This window comes from Nocardiopsis sp. CC223A, assembly GCF_030766825.1.
GTDB lineage: Bacteria > Actinomycetota > Actinomycetes > Streptosporangiales > Streptosporangiaceae > Nocardiopsis.
This window is the reverse complement of record NZ_JASFDV010000002.1, coordinates 60,795-76,427: the sequence shown is the minus strand read 5'-3', so window position 1 is coordinate 76,427 and position 15,633 is coordinate 60,795. Positions and strand designations below refer to the sequence as shown.

The following is a 15,633-nucleotide window of genomic DNA, read 5'->3' as shown; positions in this document are numbered from 1 at the left end:
TCCTATCGTGCCCCCTCGCGGTGACGTTCGGTGCCCGCTTCCGCCGAAGGACGGGCGTGTTCTCCGCCGGGCAGCCGGGTGGCGGCGACCATGACGGCGAGGCCGACCAGGGTGATGAGCGCCCCGGCCCACAGCGGTGAGGTGTACCCGAAGCCGGCTGCCAGGCCCAGTCCCCCGGCCCAGGCGCCGAGCGCGTTGCCGACGTTGAACGCGGCGATGTTGGCGCCCGAGGCGAGCGTGGGCGCGGCGGAGGCGAACCCCATGACACGTGACTGGAGCCCGGGGACGGTGGCGAACCCGAGGCCGCCCATGAGCAGCAGCGCGATCACGGCCGCCCAGGGAATGTGCGCGACCAGGGAGAACGCCGCGAGGACCGCGGTGAGGGCGGCGAGCAGTCCGACCAGGGTCCGGCCGGGGTCGCGGTCGGCGGCCCGGCCGCCCAGCAGGTTCCCGGCGAACAGCCCGACGCCGAACAGCACGAGCAGCCACGGCACGGTCCCGGCGGCGAACCCGCTCACCTCGGTGAGGGTGAACGCGATGTAGGTGAAGCCGCCGAACATGCCGCCGAAGCCGAGCACGGTGACCGCGAGGGACAGCCACACCTGGGCGCTGCGGAAGGCGGAGAACTCCGGGCGCAGGCCGCCGGGGCCGGACTCCTCGCGCACGGCGGGCACCAGGGCGAGGATGCCGACGAAGGCGACGACGCCGATGGCGGTGATGGCCCAGAAGGTGGAGCGCCACCCGGCGGCCTGGCCGAGGAAGGTGCCGAAGGGGACGCCCAGGACGTTCGCGGTGGTCAGCCCGGCGAACATGATCGAGATCGCGGCGGCCCCGCGGCCGGGCGGGACGATGCGGGAGGCGAGTACCGCGCCGATGCCGAAGAACGCGCCGTGGCACAGGGCGGCGATGACGCGGCCGAGCATCATGATGCCGTAGTCGGTGGCCAGGGCGGAGACGGCGTTGCCCGCGATGAACAGGAGCATGAGCAGCAGCAGGGCGTGTTTGCGGTCGACGCGGTGGAGCAGTGCGGTCAGGCCCACGCCGCCGACCGCGACGGCCAGGGCGTAGCCCGAGATGAGGTGTCCGGCGACCGTGGGTGTGACGCCGAAGTCGGCGCCGACCTCGGGCAGCAGGCCCATGATGACGAATTCGGTGAGGCCGATGCCGAAGCCCCCGAGGGCGAGGGCGTAGAGCGCGAGCGGCATGAGGAGTGCTCCCCGGAGAGACGACGAATCGTTGCGCTTGCACTAGTTGCAGACGCAACGAAAATAGTTGCACACGCGCTCTACCTGCGCAAGCTGGTATCCTGTGGCCCCTGACACCGGGAGGCTGAACATGGGGATCGCCGACGACGCCGTCGAGGTCCGGGCCCACGGTTGGCGGACCCTCGCCGCCGTGCACTCCCTCATCGAGACCGCACTGGAGCGGGCGCTACAGGGGGAGCACGGGCTCTCCGTCGTCGAGTACACCGTCCTGGACGCCCTCGACCGGCAGGACGGCTGGCACATGCGGATGCGCCAGCTGGCCCGCGCCGCCGCCCTGTCCAACAGCGCCACCACCCGGCTGGTCACCCGGCTGGAGGACCGCGGGCTGCTCACGCGGGTGCTGTGCGCGGACGACCGCCGGGGCATCTACACCGAGCTCACCCCGGCCGGGATGGAACTGCTGGAGCGGGCCCGCCCCACCCACGACCGGGTGCTGCGCGAGGCGCTCGCCGAGGCGGAGGCCACCCCGGAGCTGGCTCCGCTGGCGGGCGCCCTGCGCGAGCTGGAACCCCGCCCGCTCCGCTGACCCGCGGCCCACGGGTCCCGCTGTCCACAGGCGGCCCCTCCCCCTGGTGCGCCGGGACGGCGCCCTCTAGGTTGGGGGCATGAAATTCCTGGTACGCGAACGTTTCTTCGACATCGGCGACGACTTCTGGGTGACCACCGAGGACGGCGAGAAGGTCTACCACATCGACGGTAAGGCCCTGCGCATCCGCACCACGTTCCACCTTGAGGACACCGACGGCAACGTCCTCACCACCATCCGCCGCAAGCTCTTCAAGGTACGCGACCAGATGCGCATCGAACGCGACGGCGAGACGGTGGCCACCGTGCGCGAGCGCCTCTTCGACCCGCTCAAGGAGAAGCTCATAGTGGAGATCGAGGGCGGTCCGGAGTGGGAGGTGACCGGCGACTTCTTCGGCAAGGAGTACGTGGTCTCCGACGAGCACGGCACCGTCGCGCACATCTCCCGCAAGCTGCTGAGCATCCGCGACACCTACGCGGTGGACGTCAACACCCACCGATCCGACCTCGGCGGCGACCCGGTGCTGGCGCTCAGCGTCGCGGTGGCGGTGGACGCCCTCACCGCCGACGACGGGGACGATGAGGACGACTCGGACGGGTGACCGCCGAGTGACGCCCCGGCCCCCGGTACACGCCCCCGACCCCGGCGTGCCCGGCGGTCAGTCGCCGACGGAGACGACCAGTCCGCGTTCCCAGGGGAGGTAGGGCTCCCGGCGGCTGCGCAGCACCGGCCTGGGCAGGCCGCCCTCCACCGCGCAGCGGGCGATCTCGCGCGCGGCCATGGAACCGGCCACCCTGAAGGACATCGGGGTGGAGTCCTCCGCGTGCCAGCGGGCGTCGACCAACCGCACCAGGGCGGCCAGCGGGTACGACCCGTCCTCGGCGCGGTACTCGTCGGTCTCCTCGGCGGTGAGGGGCGTCCAGGACTGTCGCACACCCTCGGCGAAGGCACGGGCCAGCTCCGGGGGCATCCGCTCGCCCCGCGGGCCGTGCGGCGGCACCGCGTCGACGAACGCGAAGCCGTCGGGGGTCCCGGCCGGCAGCGGTTCGGCCTCCGCCCAGGCCGCGGCGAAGTGACCGCCCCCGCAGGTGTGGCGGATACTGCGCACGTAGACGCCGGCGATGGGGCGCGTCAGGGGTATGCGGTTCCGGGAAGGCACTCGACCTCTCCTTCCGGAGTGTGGGGCGACTCGGATGCAGTCCTGTATTCCCACTGAAAGGACCGAAGATACCCCGCCGTTCCCCTTCCTTCGCCCTCCGGGGCCGGAGCCGGTCAGCCGCGGGCCGGAAGCGGTCACCGCCGCTCGCCGTCGAGGCAGGCGAGCACGGCGCGGACCCGGCGGTGCCCGGGGACGGCGGGGGCCATCCCCAGCTTGGCGAAGATATCGCCGATGTGCTTGTGCACGGCGTCGTCCCCGATCACGAGCCGTTCGGCGATCCCCCGGTCGTCCGCGCGCTCGGCCATCAGCGCCGGCACTTCGCGCTCGCGCCGGGTGAGCGACTCCACCGGATCACCGTACGGCGGGCCGACAGCCGGGCCGCCGCCTCCGGGTCCATCACGGCGCCCCCGGCCGCCACCCGGTGCAGGGCGTCCACGAACTCCCCGACCCGGCCCACCCGGTCCTTGAGCAGGTGGCCCCCCACGTCTCGCCCATCCGTCGTCCTCCTTCGCCCGCACCGTCGTACATCCGACAGTTTGGGGCATGCGGTGCGCACCGGACACTACAGCGCGCACCCGGAAACGGCCGCCCGCCGACCGGAGTGTCACCGGCGCGGGGGATGCTGACGGCATGGAACACGTTCCGCCGCAGAACCTGGCGCGGCCCATGTCCGCCGACCGCCCTCCCCTGCCCTCGGCCGGCGACGAGAGGGAGGTGCTCACCGCCCACCTGGACTGGCACCGCGCCACCTTCGAGGCCAAGTGCGCCGGGCTCACCGCCGAGCAGCTGTCGCTGCGGGCGGTCCCGCCCTCCACGCTGTCCCTGCACGGGCTGCTCCGCCATCTGGCGGGGGTGGAGCGGTGGTGGTTCCGGATCCGGTTCGCGGGCGAGGACCTGCCGCTGCTGTACTACTCCGACGACGACCCCGACCAGGACTTCGACGACCTGGCCGGCGATCCGGCGCGGGCGCTGGCCCGGTGGCGGGAGGAGGTCGCGCACGCCCGGCGGATCACGGCGGGCTCCCCGCTGGACGCGCTGGGGGCCGACGCCGACCGGGGCGGTCCCACCCAGCTGCGGGTGTGCCTGGTCAAGCTGGTCGCGGAGTACGCCCGCCACAACGGGCACGCCGACCTGCTGCGCGAGTGCGTCGACGGGGCGACCGGGTACTGAGGCTCCGACGGTGTCCCACCGGGTGGTGTGCCCCCGTTCGACTTCGGAGGCGACGACGCGCTGGTCGGCGGTTCGTTCTTGTTCGGGCGGCCGTTGTTCCCACACCACTCGACGGGACGTGGCCGAGGCCCCGGCCGGGTGGACGGACAGGACAGTGATGGGACCTTTGGCCAGGCTCCTATGAGGTCACGGACACCCGGTCGGCCGCGCGTGTGGCGGCACCGCCCGGTGGGTCGACGATTCCCCATCAGGACAGCCGGGGCGTCGGTCAGGCGGCGGGGCAGACCCGCGAGCGGTGCCATCTACATCCTCACTGTCAGGCGGGCGCCTGTTCCGCCGCGGCGGCGTCCTCGCGGGCCGAGCGCCGGGCGAGCAGGGTTCCGGTGGCGGCGGCGGTGAAGAACATCAGCACCCCGTAGACCGCCGAGGGGACGGCGATCTCACTGCTGTCGAGCAGCGCCGGGCTGAGGGCGATGGCCAGGGACAGCGTGGTGTTGTGCAGGCCGATCTCCATGCAGGAGGCGATGGACTCGGGGCGGCCGGTGCCGACCAGGCGCGGCGCCCAGTAGCCGATGGTGAGGCTGGCGATGTTGAACAGCAGCACCAGCAGGCCGACCGCGACGATGTAGTCGCCGATGTTCTCCCGCTCCTGGTAGATGGCCACGGCCACGACGCCCAGCAGCACGAACACCGAGGCGATCTTGACCGGCTTCTCCAGGCCGCGCGCGACCGACTCCGCCTTGGCCCGGATGAGCATGCCGATGCCGACGGGGATGAGGATGATCGCGAAGACCTGGAGGATCTTGTCGAATTGCAGGCCCAGGGTGTCGCCGTCGCTCATGAAGTAGGCCAGCGACAGGTTGGTGATGAGGGGCAGCGTGAACAGCGCGGTGAGGGAGTTGAGCGCGGTCAGCGAGATGTTGAGCGCGACGTTGCCGCGGAACAGATAGCTGAACAGGCTGGCGGTGGTGCCGCCGGGCGAGGCGGCCAGCAGCATCATGCCGACCGCGAGGGCGGGCGGCGGCCGGAAGAGCAGGACCAGGCCGAAGCAGACCAGCGGCAGCAGGACGATCTGGCAGCCCAGGATGAGGGCGACGGTGCCGGGGATGCGGGCCAGCCGGGTGAAGTCGGGGACGGTCAGGCTCAGTCCCAGGCCCAGCATGATGATGGCGAGCGCGGCGGGGAGCGCGATCGTGGCGATGGTGGAGTCCAAGGGGGCCGGCTCCTCGTGGTCGGGCCGCCGGGGGTGCGGCTCGGGGGACGGGGGTCGCGGACCGCGTTCGGTGACGGTGCGGTGCAGTGCCGGGGGGACACCCGGATCGCGCCTTCCGGTGATATGCGTCACACCCGACCTACTGGCCGGTATGTTCCCACGCCGCGACCGGATATGACAAGACCCCGGTCAGGGCCGGGGTCGGGGGTGCGGTGGGGGGGCGGTGTCAGGCGGCGGGCCAGGAGCTGCCGGTCATGTCGTAGGCGAGGTGGAACCAGACCTTGCGGATGCTGGGGTGGCCGTTGTCGCCCCAGGTGGTGGCGAAGCTGTCGACCAGCGCCAGGCCGCGGCCGTTCTCCGCGGTGAGCCGGTCGGCGGCGGGGACCACCGGGGTCAGCGGCCCGTCGTGCGGGGTGCCGTTGTCGCGGCAGACCAGGGTCAGCCCGGTGGGGGTGCGTGTCACCCGCAGCACGAAGGTCTGGCCCTCCTCCCCCGACCTGCTGTGCTTGATCGCGTTGGTCGCCAGCTCCGTGCCCAGGAGCGCGAAGAGGTAGCGGAAATCGCTGTCACGGGCGGCCGCGCAGGTGTCCAGGAAGGCGCGCGCCAGCGGGATGTTCGCGGCCCGGCCCGGGAACTCCCAGTGGCGTTTGACGAAGGGCAGCGGACGACCGTTGAAGTAGTGCCGGTACTCGTCCGGGACCCCCGCCAGGGCGGTGTCCTCGGCCTCGGCCAGGGCGGGCACGGAAACGAGTGAGGGCATGGCTGACTCCTTGGGCGGGCGGCTCAGTGGGCAGGCGAGCCGTGGGAGGGGGCGGCTGCGGGAGTGTCCGACGGCACCGCGGGGGACGGGCGGTGCGGGACCGGTATGACCATACGCGATCCGGCTCCCCTGGGACAGGGGATGTCGGTGTGGCGCGTTCCTCGGCACTCCCCGAAAACCCCTCCCCCGCACCGCCGGGCGCGCTCCGCGGCCGCCCCGCACCGCCGTACCCGACCACCGGGGACCGCCCCGCCCGGCGCCGCGGGCGTCAGACCCGGGCCGCGAGCGCCGCCCGCGCCGCCTCCCGGGCGCGCTCGCGGTCGGCGTCGACCAGCGCGATGCGGGTGCGCCGTTCCAGCAGGTCGTCCACGTCCAGCGCGCCCTCGTGGCGCACCCCGAACCGCAGCTCCGCCCCGGTGATCCCGGCGGCGATCGGTTCCAGCAGGGCGGGGTCGCCCGCGGCCTCGGCCAGCACCGCGGGCGCTTCGTTCCCGTAGCGGTCGACCAGGCGGCGCGGCGCGTCCACGGCGTCCAGCTCCTCCCGGGGGGCGGCGCCCACCAGCGGCAGGGTCCGGGTCCGGCAGGGACCGGCGGGCAGCCTGTGCCGGGCCACCGCGGCGTCCACGGCCTCCTGGGCCATCGCCCGGTAGGTGGTGAGCTTGCCGCCGACCACGGTGACCGTGCCGTTGGGGGCGACCGTCACCGAGTGCTCGCGGGACAGGTCGGTGCTGTCCTCGTCACCGTGCAGCAGCGGGCGCAGCCCGGCGAACGCCCCCAGGACGTCCGACCGGCGGATCGGCGTCCGCAGCGCCCGGTTGGCCTGGTGCAGCAGGAAGTCGACGTCCTCCTCGGGGACCTCGGGCACGTGCGGCGCGGGCCCCTCGACGGGTTCGTCGGTGAGGCCCAGGAAGACCCGCCCGTCCGGCTGCGGCAGGGCGAAGACGAACCGGCCCGGGGCCCCTGCCACCGGAACGGTGAGCGCCACCTTGGGGTGCCCCAGGACGGCGCCGTCGAGCACCAGGTGGCTGCCCCGGCTGGGGCTGAGCCGGACACCCGGGTCGAGCAGGTCGGCGTGGACGCCGGTGGCGTTGACGACGGCGCGCGGGCGCACCGGCAGCGGGAGGCCGGTCTCCTCGTCGCGCAGCACGGCGCCGTCGGTGGTGACGGTCTCGGCCGAGCAGCGCGTGATGATCCGGGCGCCCAGCCCGGCGGCGGTACGGGCCAGGCCCAGTACCAGACGGGCGTCGTCGACGAGCTGGCCGTCGAAGGACAGGACGCCGCCGAGCAGCCCCTCGGCCTCCACCGCGGGCAGGAGCCGACGGGTGCGGGCGGCGTCCAGCAGGCGGGGGCGGGGCAGCACCGACGCGGGGGTCCCGGCCAGTCGGCGCAGCACGTCGCCCATGCCCATCCCGGCACGGGCGAACAGCCCGCCGGGCAGCCCGCCCAGGTCGCGGTGGACGGGGACGACCATGGGCAGCGGGCGCACCAGGTGGGGGGCGGTGGTCCGCATGAGGACGTCGCGTTCGCGGGCGCTCTCGTAGGCGATGCCGACCCGGCCCTTGGCGAGGTAGCGCAGGCCGCCGTGGACCAGCTTGGAACTCCACCGGCTGGTGCCGAAGGCCAGGTCGCGGCGTTCGACGAGCACGGTGGACAGCCCCCGGGAGGCGGCGTCCAGGGCCACGCCCGCACCGGTCACCCCGCCGCCGATGACGAGGACGTCGATTCTCGGGTCGGACTCCAGGGCGGTGAGGTCGGCGGCCCGGCGGGCGGCGTTCAGGGAGGTGCTGCTGCTCATGGGAGAGCGGTCCTTTCCGGGGGATGCGGTCGGCGGAGGCCCAGATCAGGGGGTCAGGTAGCCGTCGACGAGGGTGGCCAGCTCGTCGACGAGCGCCTCCTCGTCCAAGAGGTCGGCGAACAGGTGGCGCGAGGTGACGGTGTTCTGCGCGGTGACCATGACCAGGCGGGCCAGGACCGCCGGGTCCCCGGCGCGGATCGACCCCTCGGCCTGTCCCTGGGCGACCACGGGTTCGAGGATCTCCAGGGCGGCCCGGTGGCTCGTGCCCAGGCGCTGGAACGTGTAGGTGGTCATGAGCTCGGGCTCGGTGTCGACGATGCGGGTGAACAGCGGGTGGTGCAGCATCGCCCGGGCCACCCCGGCCACGTGCAGCACCAGCCGGACCCGAACGCTCTCCTCGGCGAGGTCGTGCTCGGCGGCCATCTCCTCCTCCAGGAGGATCCGCCGCAGCTCCCGGGTGAGCAGGTCCGCGACCAGGGCCGTGACGTCGGGCCAGTGCCGGTAGACGGTCGGCCGGCTGACACCGGCGCGGCGGGCGACGTCGGTCAGCGTGGTGCGGCGCACCCCGAAGTCCACGACACAGGCGCGCGCCGCGTCGAGGATGCTGTCTTCAACGTTACGTTTTGACGACATGTGTAAAACTGTAGAGCATGGCTGACGACACCACACCCCGCACCGCCCCCGAGATGAGCTGGTTCGCCTGGGGTGACCCCGACCGGGCCCGGGAACTGGACCCCGGTCTGCGCGACCTCATCGCCCAGGTGCTGCGCGCCCGGCTCACCGAACGTCCCCCCGTCCCCGAGGAGGCGGTGGAGCTGGCGCCCCCCGTTCTCACCGGGCGGGCCCGCGCCGCGCTGGCCGCGGTCGTGGGCGACGACCACGTCCGCACCGACGACGCGACCCGGCTGCGCCACGCGGGCGGCAAGAGCACCCCCGACCTGCTGCTGCGCCGCTCGGGGGCGGCCGACCCCGCACCCGACGCCGTCCTGTACCCCGCCGACCACGACGAGGTGCAGGCATTGCTGGAGGTCTGCTCCGCCGAGCGGATCGCCGTGGTGCCCTTCGGCGGCGGCACCAGCGTCGTGGGCGGGCTGACCCCGCTGCGCGGCCGTTTCGGCTCCGTCGTGGCACTGGACCTGCGCCGCCTGGACCGGCTGGTCTCCCTGGACCCCACCTCGATGACCGCCGTCCTGGGCGCGGGTGTGCGCGGCCCGGCGGCCGAGGCACTGCTGGCCGAGCACGGGCTGATGCTCGGCCACCTGCCGCAGAGCCACGAGTACGCGACCATCGGCGGGTACGCCGCCACCCGTTCCAGCGGGCAGGCGTCCTCCGGTTACGGCCGGTTCGAGGACATGGTGGTGTCGCTGCGCGCGGCCACCCCGCGCGGGACCCTGGAGGCGGGCGGTGCCCCGGCGTCGGCGGCGGGCCCCGACCTGCGCCGGCTGCTGCTCGGCTCGGAGGGCACCCTGGGCGTGATCACCGAGGTCGGTGTACGTGTGCGGCCGATCCCCGAGGCGGTCCTGGACGAGGCGTGGTCGTTCCCCGACTTCGTCACCGGGGTGGACGCCCTGCGCACCCTGGCCCAGTCGGACACCCGGCCCACCATGGCGCGGGTCCTGGACGAGTCCGAGACGTTCGTGGGCGCCGCCCTGGGCGGGCACGAGGCGCGGCCGGGCTGCCAGGCCGTGCTCGGGTTCGAGGGCACCGACGCCGAGGTCACCGCCCGCTCCGCGGTGGTGCGCGAGGTGCTGTCCCGGGCGGGCGGGACCCTGCTGGGCGCGGGGCCGGTGGCGCACTGGCGGGAGAACCGGTTCTCCTCCCCCTACCTGCGCGACACCCTGCTGTCGGCGGGCGTGCTCGCCGAGACCCTGGAGACCGCGGCGAGCTGGACCGACCTGCTCCCGCTGTACTCCGCCGTCACCGGCGCCCTGACCGGGGCGCTGGAGGGGGACGAGGGCGGGGTCGTGGTGATGTGCCACGTGTCGCACACCTATCCGACCGGGGCGTCCCTGTACTTCACGGTGGCGACGGCGGCGGGCGAGGACCCGCTGACGCGCTGGGAGGGCGCCAAGCGCGCCGCCTCCGACGCGATCGTCGCGAACGGGGGGACCATCACCCACCACCACGCGGTGGGCACCGACCACCGGCCGTGGCTGGCCGCGGAGATCGGCCCGCTGGGCGCCGAGGTGCTGCGGGCGGTCAAGGCGGCGCTGGACCCGGAGGGCGTGCTCAACCCGGGCAAGCTCATCCCGGACGCGCGGGACTGACCGGCCACGGGTGCGCGGGCGGGCCGCCCGCGCACCCGTCCGGCCGGGTCAGACCCTCTCCGAGTCGCGCGCGAGCCCGCGGCGGACCTGCCCGGAGAAGTCCTCCAGGAACTCCACGGCCTCGGTGTCGTCCACGTCCTCGGGGACCGGGTAGTGGACGTACACGAACACGTTGACGTCGCGGAAGACGGCGCTGGCGGACCGTTCGCCCTCGAAGTCGTGGAGGGTCACGAGTCCGCCGTCGCCCACCGAGGTGCGCGCCCATTCCAGGACGTCATCGTCGTCGCGGCCGCGTTCCAGGTCGCTCACGCGGTCCTCGAACCTCTCGTCGTCGTCCTCGATGAACTCCTGGGAGAGCTCGTGGTCGAACAGGGAGACGTCGACGCCGAGGCTCCACTCGTCGTCCCGGTCCAGGACCTGGCAGGACAGCTGACCGAGGTAGCCGGCGTCCACCAGGTCGTCGTTGTCGGAATACCACTCGTCCTCCTCCGCCGGGGTGTACCCGCCCTCGGCCCGGGGGCGGTCGGCGCCGGGAATGGTGTCGACCACCCGGGCGGGCAGCAGGTCGCGGCAGGAGGCCAACTCGGCGTAGGGGCGTCCGCCCGCCGCCTCCCACACCACGAAGCCCAGCAGTCCGGCCACCAGCACCGCCGCGACCGCGCCGGCGCCGATCGCCAGCCCCTTGCGGGAACGGCGCGGCGGCGGGCCGGGGGGCGGATACGGGCCGCCGGACGGTGGATACGGACCGCCTCCGGGCGGGCCGGGGGGCGGGAAGCGGGCACCGGAACCGGGCGGCGGGCCGTATCCGGGCGGCCCGGGAACGCCGGGGGTCCCGGGCCCGCCGGGAAAGGCCCGGCCGCCGGGTGGGCCGGGGAAGGAGCGGTCGTCGGGGGGATACGTCATCGGTTCCGCGGCGCCGGCCCGTGTGGACCGCGCCGCACCTCCTCGCCGGGGGCGTCGTCGTTGCCGGGAGCGGCGGGGGCCGCTCCCCGGGGGATACCCGCCCCCGCCGGGAACGCATCCCGCCGGGGGCACCGGGTTCAGGCGGTCTCGCCCGTGCGGCGCAGCGCGGTCTCGACGCCGCCGCCCAGGGAGTGGACCATGTCCATCGCCTCTTCCAGCTCAAGGTCCCCGGGCTCGAACCCGTAGACGATGCCCACCGCCAGGTTGTCGACGAAGAAGACGTTCGTGGCCGTGGCGACGGAGAAGAACGCCGACTCTTCGGCGAACCCGATCACGATGCCGGTGTCCCCGGCGGAACTGGTCCGCCACATGGCGTCCTCGGACGTCTCGCCGTCGATGGTCAGCGGGCCCCGTTCACCCTGGGACAACTGCTCGGGGACCTCCTCCCGGATCTCCTCGATCGCGCCGAAAGCCTCCTCCCACTGGTCCCCCTCGGGGTCGAGAGCCTCCGCCGAGACGCTGAACGCGCCGAAGCTCTCGTCGCCGTAGCCCGAGACGATCTCGCACTGGAGGTCGCCATGGTCCTCACCGTCGTCCTCGGTGAACTCGCCGGAGACCGTCAGGCCGGTGACCTGTGCCGCGTTCTCGAAGATCACCGGGTCGAAGACCTCGTAGCAGTCGGGGAAGGAGACGTACTCCCGCGGCATGTTCAGGGCGACGGCCGCGCCCGCGCCGGCGAGGAGGACCACCGCGCCCGCGATCGCGCCGCCGACGATCAGCCCGGTCCGCCTGGGCTTGGGCGCCGGAGCACCCGGGAACCCGCCCTGGGGGGCACCGGGCGGGAAGGGCCCCTGCGGGCCACCGGGATGACCGGGGCCGGGGCCGCCGGGGTACCCGGGAGGTCCGGGGTGCCCGGGGCCTCCCGGGGCGCCGGGGGGCGGGAACCCGCCCTGCGGCGGCTGTTGCGGGTATCCCGGCGGCACGGGCCCGTGGCCCTGGCCGTGAGGGCCCTGCGGCCCTCCCTGCGGGTGGCGGTGGCCCTGGTTCGGGTCCGGGAAGCCGTAGGGCGGCTGAACCGACATCGGAAGGCACTCCAGAACAGTGATTCTCGGGGGAGAACGGGCGTGGGGGCGCGTCCCGGTGAACAGGACGCCGCGTGCGGCGCACGAAGCGCTGTCACAGGTTTGCACGGATTGCGCGCGCACCCCGACCCACGGGACCCGCTTTTCCGGCCGATACCGGCCACAGAGCGTTCCCGCGGCCCGACAATGGATGCCGTGGGACGAGGAAAACTCCGTATCTATCTGGGCTCGGCACCCGGGGTCGGCACCACGCACGGCGCGCTGGCCGAGGCCTGCCGCCGGGCCGCCGACGGCGTCTCCGTGGTGGTCACGGCGGTCGACACGCACCGGCGGGAGCGTACGGCAGAGCTGCTCTCCCGGCTGGAGTCGGTCCCGCTCCACCCCTCGGGATCGGTCGACACCGCGGCCGTGATATCCCGCACACCCCGGCTGGCGGTGGTGGACGACCTGGCCAGGCCCAATCCGCCCGGCTCCCCCAACCCGACCCGCTGGCAGGACGTCGAGGAGCTGCTGGAGGCGGGCATCGACGTGCTGTCCACCGTGGGCATCCACCACCTGGAGTCGCTCAACGACGTCGTCCACCAGATCACCGGTGTCCGCCCCGACCGCACCGTCCCCGACCACGTGGTGCGCCGGGCCGCCGAGGTCGAACTGGTCGACGTCACCCCCCAGGAGCTGCGCCGCCGGATGGCGCACGGCGACATCCACCCGGCCGAACGGGTGGACGCCGCGCTGGCCGACTACTACCGCGAGGGCAACCTGGCCGCGCTGCGCGAGCTGGCGCTGCTGTGGACCGCCGACCAGGTGGAGGCGGGGCTGGCCCGGTACCGGGGCGAGCACGAGATCCGCCGCACCTGGGAGGCGCGCGAGCGGGTCGTGGTCGCGCTGACCGGCGGCCCCGAGGGCGAGACCCTGATCCGCCGGGCCGCCCGGGTGGCGGCCCGCTCCCGGGGCGGCCACCCCCAGCCCAGCCACCTGCTGGCCGTGCACGTGGTCCCCCCGCAGGGGATCTCCCGGGCGCCCGGCGACGATCTGCTGCGGCAGCGGCGGCTGCTCGCCGAGCTGGGCGGCACCTACCACCAGGTGGTCGCCAACGACGTGCCGACGGGGCTGCTGGAGTTCGCCCGCGGGGTGCACGCCACCCAGATCGTGCTGGGCTCGTCGCGGCGGCGCGCCTGGCAGTACATGTTCGGGCCCGGCGTGGGCGCGATCGTCGCCCGTGAGTCCGGCGACATCGACGTGCACATCGTCACGCACGAGGAGGTGGGCAGCGGGCGCTGGCCGCTGCCGCCGCCGGGGCGGGGGCTGGGCGAGCACCGCAGGCTGGCGGGCTGGTCGCTGGCCCTGCTGGCGCCCACCCTGATGTCCCTGGTGCTGGCACTGCCGCCGTTCACCGACAGCGGCCCGGCCTCCGACGCGATGCTGCTGCTCCTCATCACCGTGTCCACGGCGGCGGTGGGCGGCCTGCGTCCGGCGCTGGTGTCGGCGCTGTGGAGCGCGATCCTGCTCACCGCCCTGCTGTCGCCGCTGCACGGGCGGCCCTCGGTGTCGGTGGACAACATGCTGGCGCTGGTGGCGTTCACCCTGGTCGGAACGCTGGTGGCGATCGTCGTGGAGATGGCGGCCCGCCGGTCGGCGCAGGCGGCGCGGGCCCGGGCCGAGGCCGACGCCGTGACGCTGCTGGCCGGCAGCGTCCTGTCCGGCAACGAACCCCTGCACGCGCTGCTGCGGCGCATCCGGGAGACCTTCGGGCAGCGGTCGGCGACCCTGCTGGAACGGGTGGACGCCACCGCCGAGGACGGGGGCGGCGACGACGGCGGACCGCTGGACGGCGAACGGTGGCGGCCGGTGCACAGCGTCGGGTCCCCCGCGGCCGACTCCCCCGAGGAGGCGGACGTGCTGGTGTCGATCTCCGACACCCTGGCCCTGGCGCTGCGCGGGCGGGTGCTGCCCGCCGCCGACCGGGGGGTGCTGCGGGCGTTCGCGGCGCACATCGGGATCGCCCTGGAGCACCAGCGGCTGGAGTGGGACGCGGCCGAGGCCCGGCGTCAGGCGGCGGGCCACAAGATACGCACCGCCCTGCTGGCCGCGGTCTCGCACGACCTGCGCACCCCGCTGACCTCGATCAAGGCGAGCCTGTCGAGCCTGCGGGCCACCGACATCACACTGGCCGAGGAGGACCGGGAGGCGCTGCTGGAGACCGTGGAGGAGTCCACCGACCGGCTCAACCGGCTCATCGACAACCTGCTCGACATGAGCCGGGTGCACACCGACAGCGTGCGGCCCAAACTGGGCCCGGTGGGCCTGGAGGAGGTCGTCCCGATCACGCTGCTGGGGCTGCCGCACGGCGCCGTCACCGTCGACGTCCCCGATTGCCTGCCCCGGGTGGTGGCCGACGCCGGGCTGCTGGAGCGGGCGGTCGCCAACGTGGTCTCCAACGCGGTGCGCCACAACCCCGATCCGCGCACCCCGGTGCTGGTGGCGGCCAGCGCCCACGGCGACGGTGTGCAGCTGCGGGTGGTGGACCGCGGCCCCGGCGTCTCCGACGAGGCCAAACAGCGGATGTTCGAGGCGTTCCAGCGTCTGGGGGACGCACCCCAGGGCACGGGGGTGGGGCTGGGGCTGGCGGTCGCCCGTGGTTTCGTTGAGGCGATGCACGGCACCCTCACGCCCGAGGACACCCCCGGAGGCGGGCTGACGATGGTGTTCACCCTGAGAGCGGTGGAACCGGGCGGTGACGAGGCCGCGACCGGTACCGGCGGCACGGACGACGAGAGTGCGAGGGGGACCGATGCGGGTCCTGGTCGTTGACGACGACATCCAGATCATCCGGGCCATGACGATCAACCTGCGGGCGCGCGGGCACGACGTGGACACCGCCGGCGACGGCGCCCGCGCGCTGCGGCTGGCCGCCGACCACAATCCCGACGTGGTCCTGCTCGACCTGGGGCTGCCCGACATGGAGGGGCTGGAGGTCATCCGGCGGCTGCGCGGCTGGTCGCAGGTCCCGATCATCGTGCTGTCGGCGCGGCACTCGGCCGGGGAGAAGGTGCGCTGCCTGGACTCGGGCGCCGACGACTACGTGACCAAGCCGTTCGGGATGGACGAACTGCTGGCCCGGATGCGGGCGGCGGAGCGGCGGTCGGTGCGCGCGGAGGAGGCGCCGGTGGTGCGCACCGACTCCTTCAGCGTGGACCTGGGCGCCAAGCGGGTGGTGCGCGACGGCGAGGAGGTGCGGCTCACCCCCACCGAGTGGCACATCCTGGAGATCCTGGCCCGCAACGCCGGACAGCTGGTGAGCCAGCGCCGTCTGCTGCACGACGTGTGGGGGCCCGCCTACCAGAGCGAGACGAACTACCTGCGGGTGTACATGGCGCAGCTGCGGCGCAAACTGGAGCCCGACCCGGGCCGCCCCCGTTACCTCATCACGGAGGCCGGCCGGGGGTACCGGTTCGAGAACACGACCTGATCCCGGGCCGGTCCGGGGCCGCCG

Annotated in this window: 14 protein-coding genes and 1 pseudogene; 6 read left to right on the top strand and 9 right to left on the bottom strand. The window is 73.9% G+C overall.

The window, feature by feature from the left end:
* Positions 1–2: 2 nt before the first annotated feature.
* Positions 3–1,205 carry an MFS transporter gene (locus tag QJS33_RS01365; protein WP_306365969.1) on the bottom strand — a complete coding sequence of 401 codons (1,203 nt, stop codon included), beginning with the start codon at positions 1,203–1,205 and terminating at the stop codon, positions 3–5.
* Positions 1,206–1,335: 130 nt separating this feature from the next.
* Between QJS33_RS01365 and QJS33_RS01360 the strand changes: the two genes are divergently transcribed.
* Both QJS33_RS01360 and QJS33_RS01355 read left to right on the top strand, forming a co-directional pair.
* Positions 1,336–1,791 carry a MarR family winged helix-turn-helix transcriptional regulator gene (locus tag QJS33_RS01360; RefSeq protein WP_306366063.1) on the top strand — a complete coding sequence of 152 codons (456 nt, stop codon included), beginning with the start codon at positions 1,336–1,338 and terminating at the stop codon, positions 1,789–1,791.
* A 79-nt stretch (positions 1,792–1,870) separates the two neighbouring features.
* Positions 1,871–2,392, top strand: a complete 522-nt coding sequence (locus QJS33_RS01355; protein WP_306365968.1) for an LURP-one-related/scramblase family protein — start codon at positions 1,871–1,873, stop codon at positions 2,390–2,392.
* Between the two features lie 57 nt (positions 2,393–2,449).
* On the opposite strand, the gene QJS33_RS01350 is transcribed toward QJS33_RS01355, so the two are convergent.
* Entirely contained in the window at positions 2,450–2,950 is a 501-nt protein-coding gene (locus QJS33_RS01350) for a hypothetical protein (protein ID WP_306365967.1), read from the bottom strand.
* 134 nt (positions 2,951–3,084) lie between these two features.
* A pseudogene (locus QJS33_RS01345) lies at positions 3,085–3,449 on the bottom strand (LuxR C-terminal-related transcriptional regulator); the annotation flags it as partial.
* A gap of 131 nt (positions 3,450–3,580) precedes the next feature.
* Between QJS33_RS01345 and QJS33_RS01340 the strand changes: the two are divergent.
* A complete protein-coding gene (locus tag QJS33_RS01340; protein ID WP_306365966.1) occupies positions 3,581–4,120 on the top strand; it encodes a DinB family protein in 540 nt (179 codons plus the stop codon).
* A 316-nt stretch (positions 4,121–4,436) separates the two neighbouring features.
* Here QJS33_RS01340 and QJS33_RS01335 read toward each other — a convergent pair whose 3' ends face one another.
* From QJS33_RS01335 to QJS33_RS01320, 4 genes are all read right to left on the bottom strand, one after another.
* Positions 4,437–5,333 carry a bile acid:sodium symporter family protein gene (locus QJS33_RS01335; protein WP_306365965.1) on the bottom strand — a complete coding sequence of 299 codons (897 nt, stop codon included), beginning with the start codon at positions 5,331–5,333 and terminating at the stop codon, positions 4,437–4,439.
* A 226-nt stretch (positions 5,334–5,559) separates the two neighbouring features.
* Positions 5,560–6,093: an ATP-binding protein gene (locus QJS33_RS01330; RefSeq protein ID WP_306365964.1), complete on the bottom strand. Its 534-nt coding sequence runs from the start codon at positions 6,091–6,093 to the stop codon at positions 5,560–5,562.
* 268 nt (positions 6,094–6,361) lie between these two features.
* Entirely contained in the window at positions 6,362–7,888 is a 1,527-nt protein-coding gene (locus QJS33_RS01325) for a glycerol-3-phosphate dehydrogenase/oxidase (protein WP_306365963.1), read from the bottom strand.
* Between the two features lie 45 nt (positions 7,889–7,933).
* Positions 7,934–8,521, bottom strand: a complete 588-nt coding sequence (locus QJS33_RS01320; protein WP_306365962.1) for a TetR/AcrR family transcriptional regulator — start codon at positions 8,519–8,521, stop codon at positions 7,934–7,936.
* Positions 8,522–8,538: 17 nt separating this feature from the next.
* Between QJS33_RS01320 and QJS33_RS01315 the strand changes: the two genes are divergently transcribed.
* Complete coding sequence (locus tag QJS33_RS01315) at positions 8,539–10,155, top strand: FAD-binding oxidoreductase (protein ID WP_306365961.1); 1,617 nt, start codon at positions 8,539–8,541, stop codon at positions 10,153–10,155.
* A gap of 48 nt (positions 10,156–10,203) precedes the next feature.
* Here the strand turns inward: QJS33_RS01315 and QJS33_RS01310 are convergent, their stop codons facing one another.
* Complete coding sequence (locus QJS33_RS01310; protein ID WP_306365960.1) at positions 10,204–10,803, bottom strand: hypothetical protein; 600 nt, start codon at positions 10,801–10,803, stop codon at positions 10,204–10,206.
* A 392-nt stretch (positions 10,804–11,195) separates the two neighbouring features.
* Positions 11,196–11,807, bottom strand: coding sequence for a hypothetical protein (locus QJS33_RS01305; RefSeq protein ID WP_306365959.1), 612 nt, complete (start codon positions 11,805–11,807; stop codon positions 11,196–11,198).
* A gap of 519 nt (positions 11,808–12,326) precedes the next feature.
* Here QJS33_RS01305 and QJS33_RS01300 point away from each other — a divergent pair.
* On the top strand, positions 12,327–14,951 hold the full coding sequence (locus QJS33_RS01300) for an ATP-binding protein (RefSeq protein ID WP_306365958.1): 2,625 nt from the start codon (positions 12,327–12,329) through the stop codon (positions 14,949–14,951).
* Positions 14,932–15,609, top strand: coding sequence for a response regulator (locus QJS33_RS01295; RefSeq protein WP_306365957.1), 678 nt, complete (start codon positions 14,932–14,934; stop codon positions 15,607–15,609). Before QJS33_RS01300 ends, QJS33_RS01295 begins: the two co-directional genes overlap by 20 nt.
* Positions 15,610–15,633: the final 24 nt, after the last annotated feature.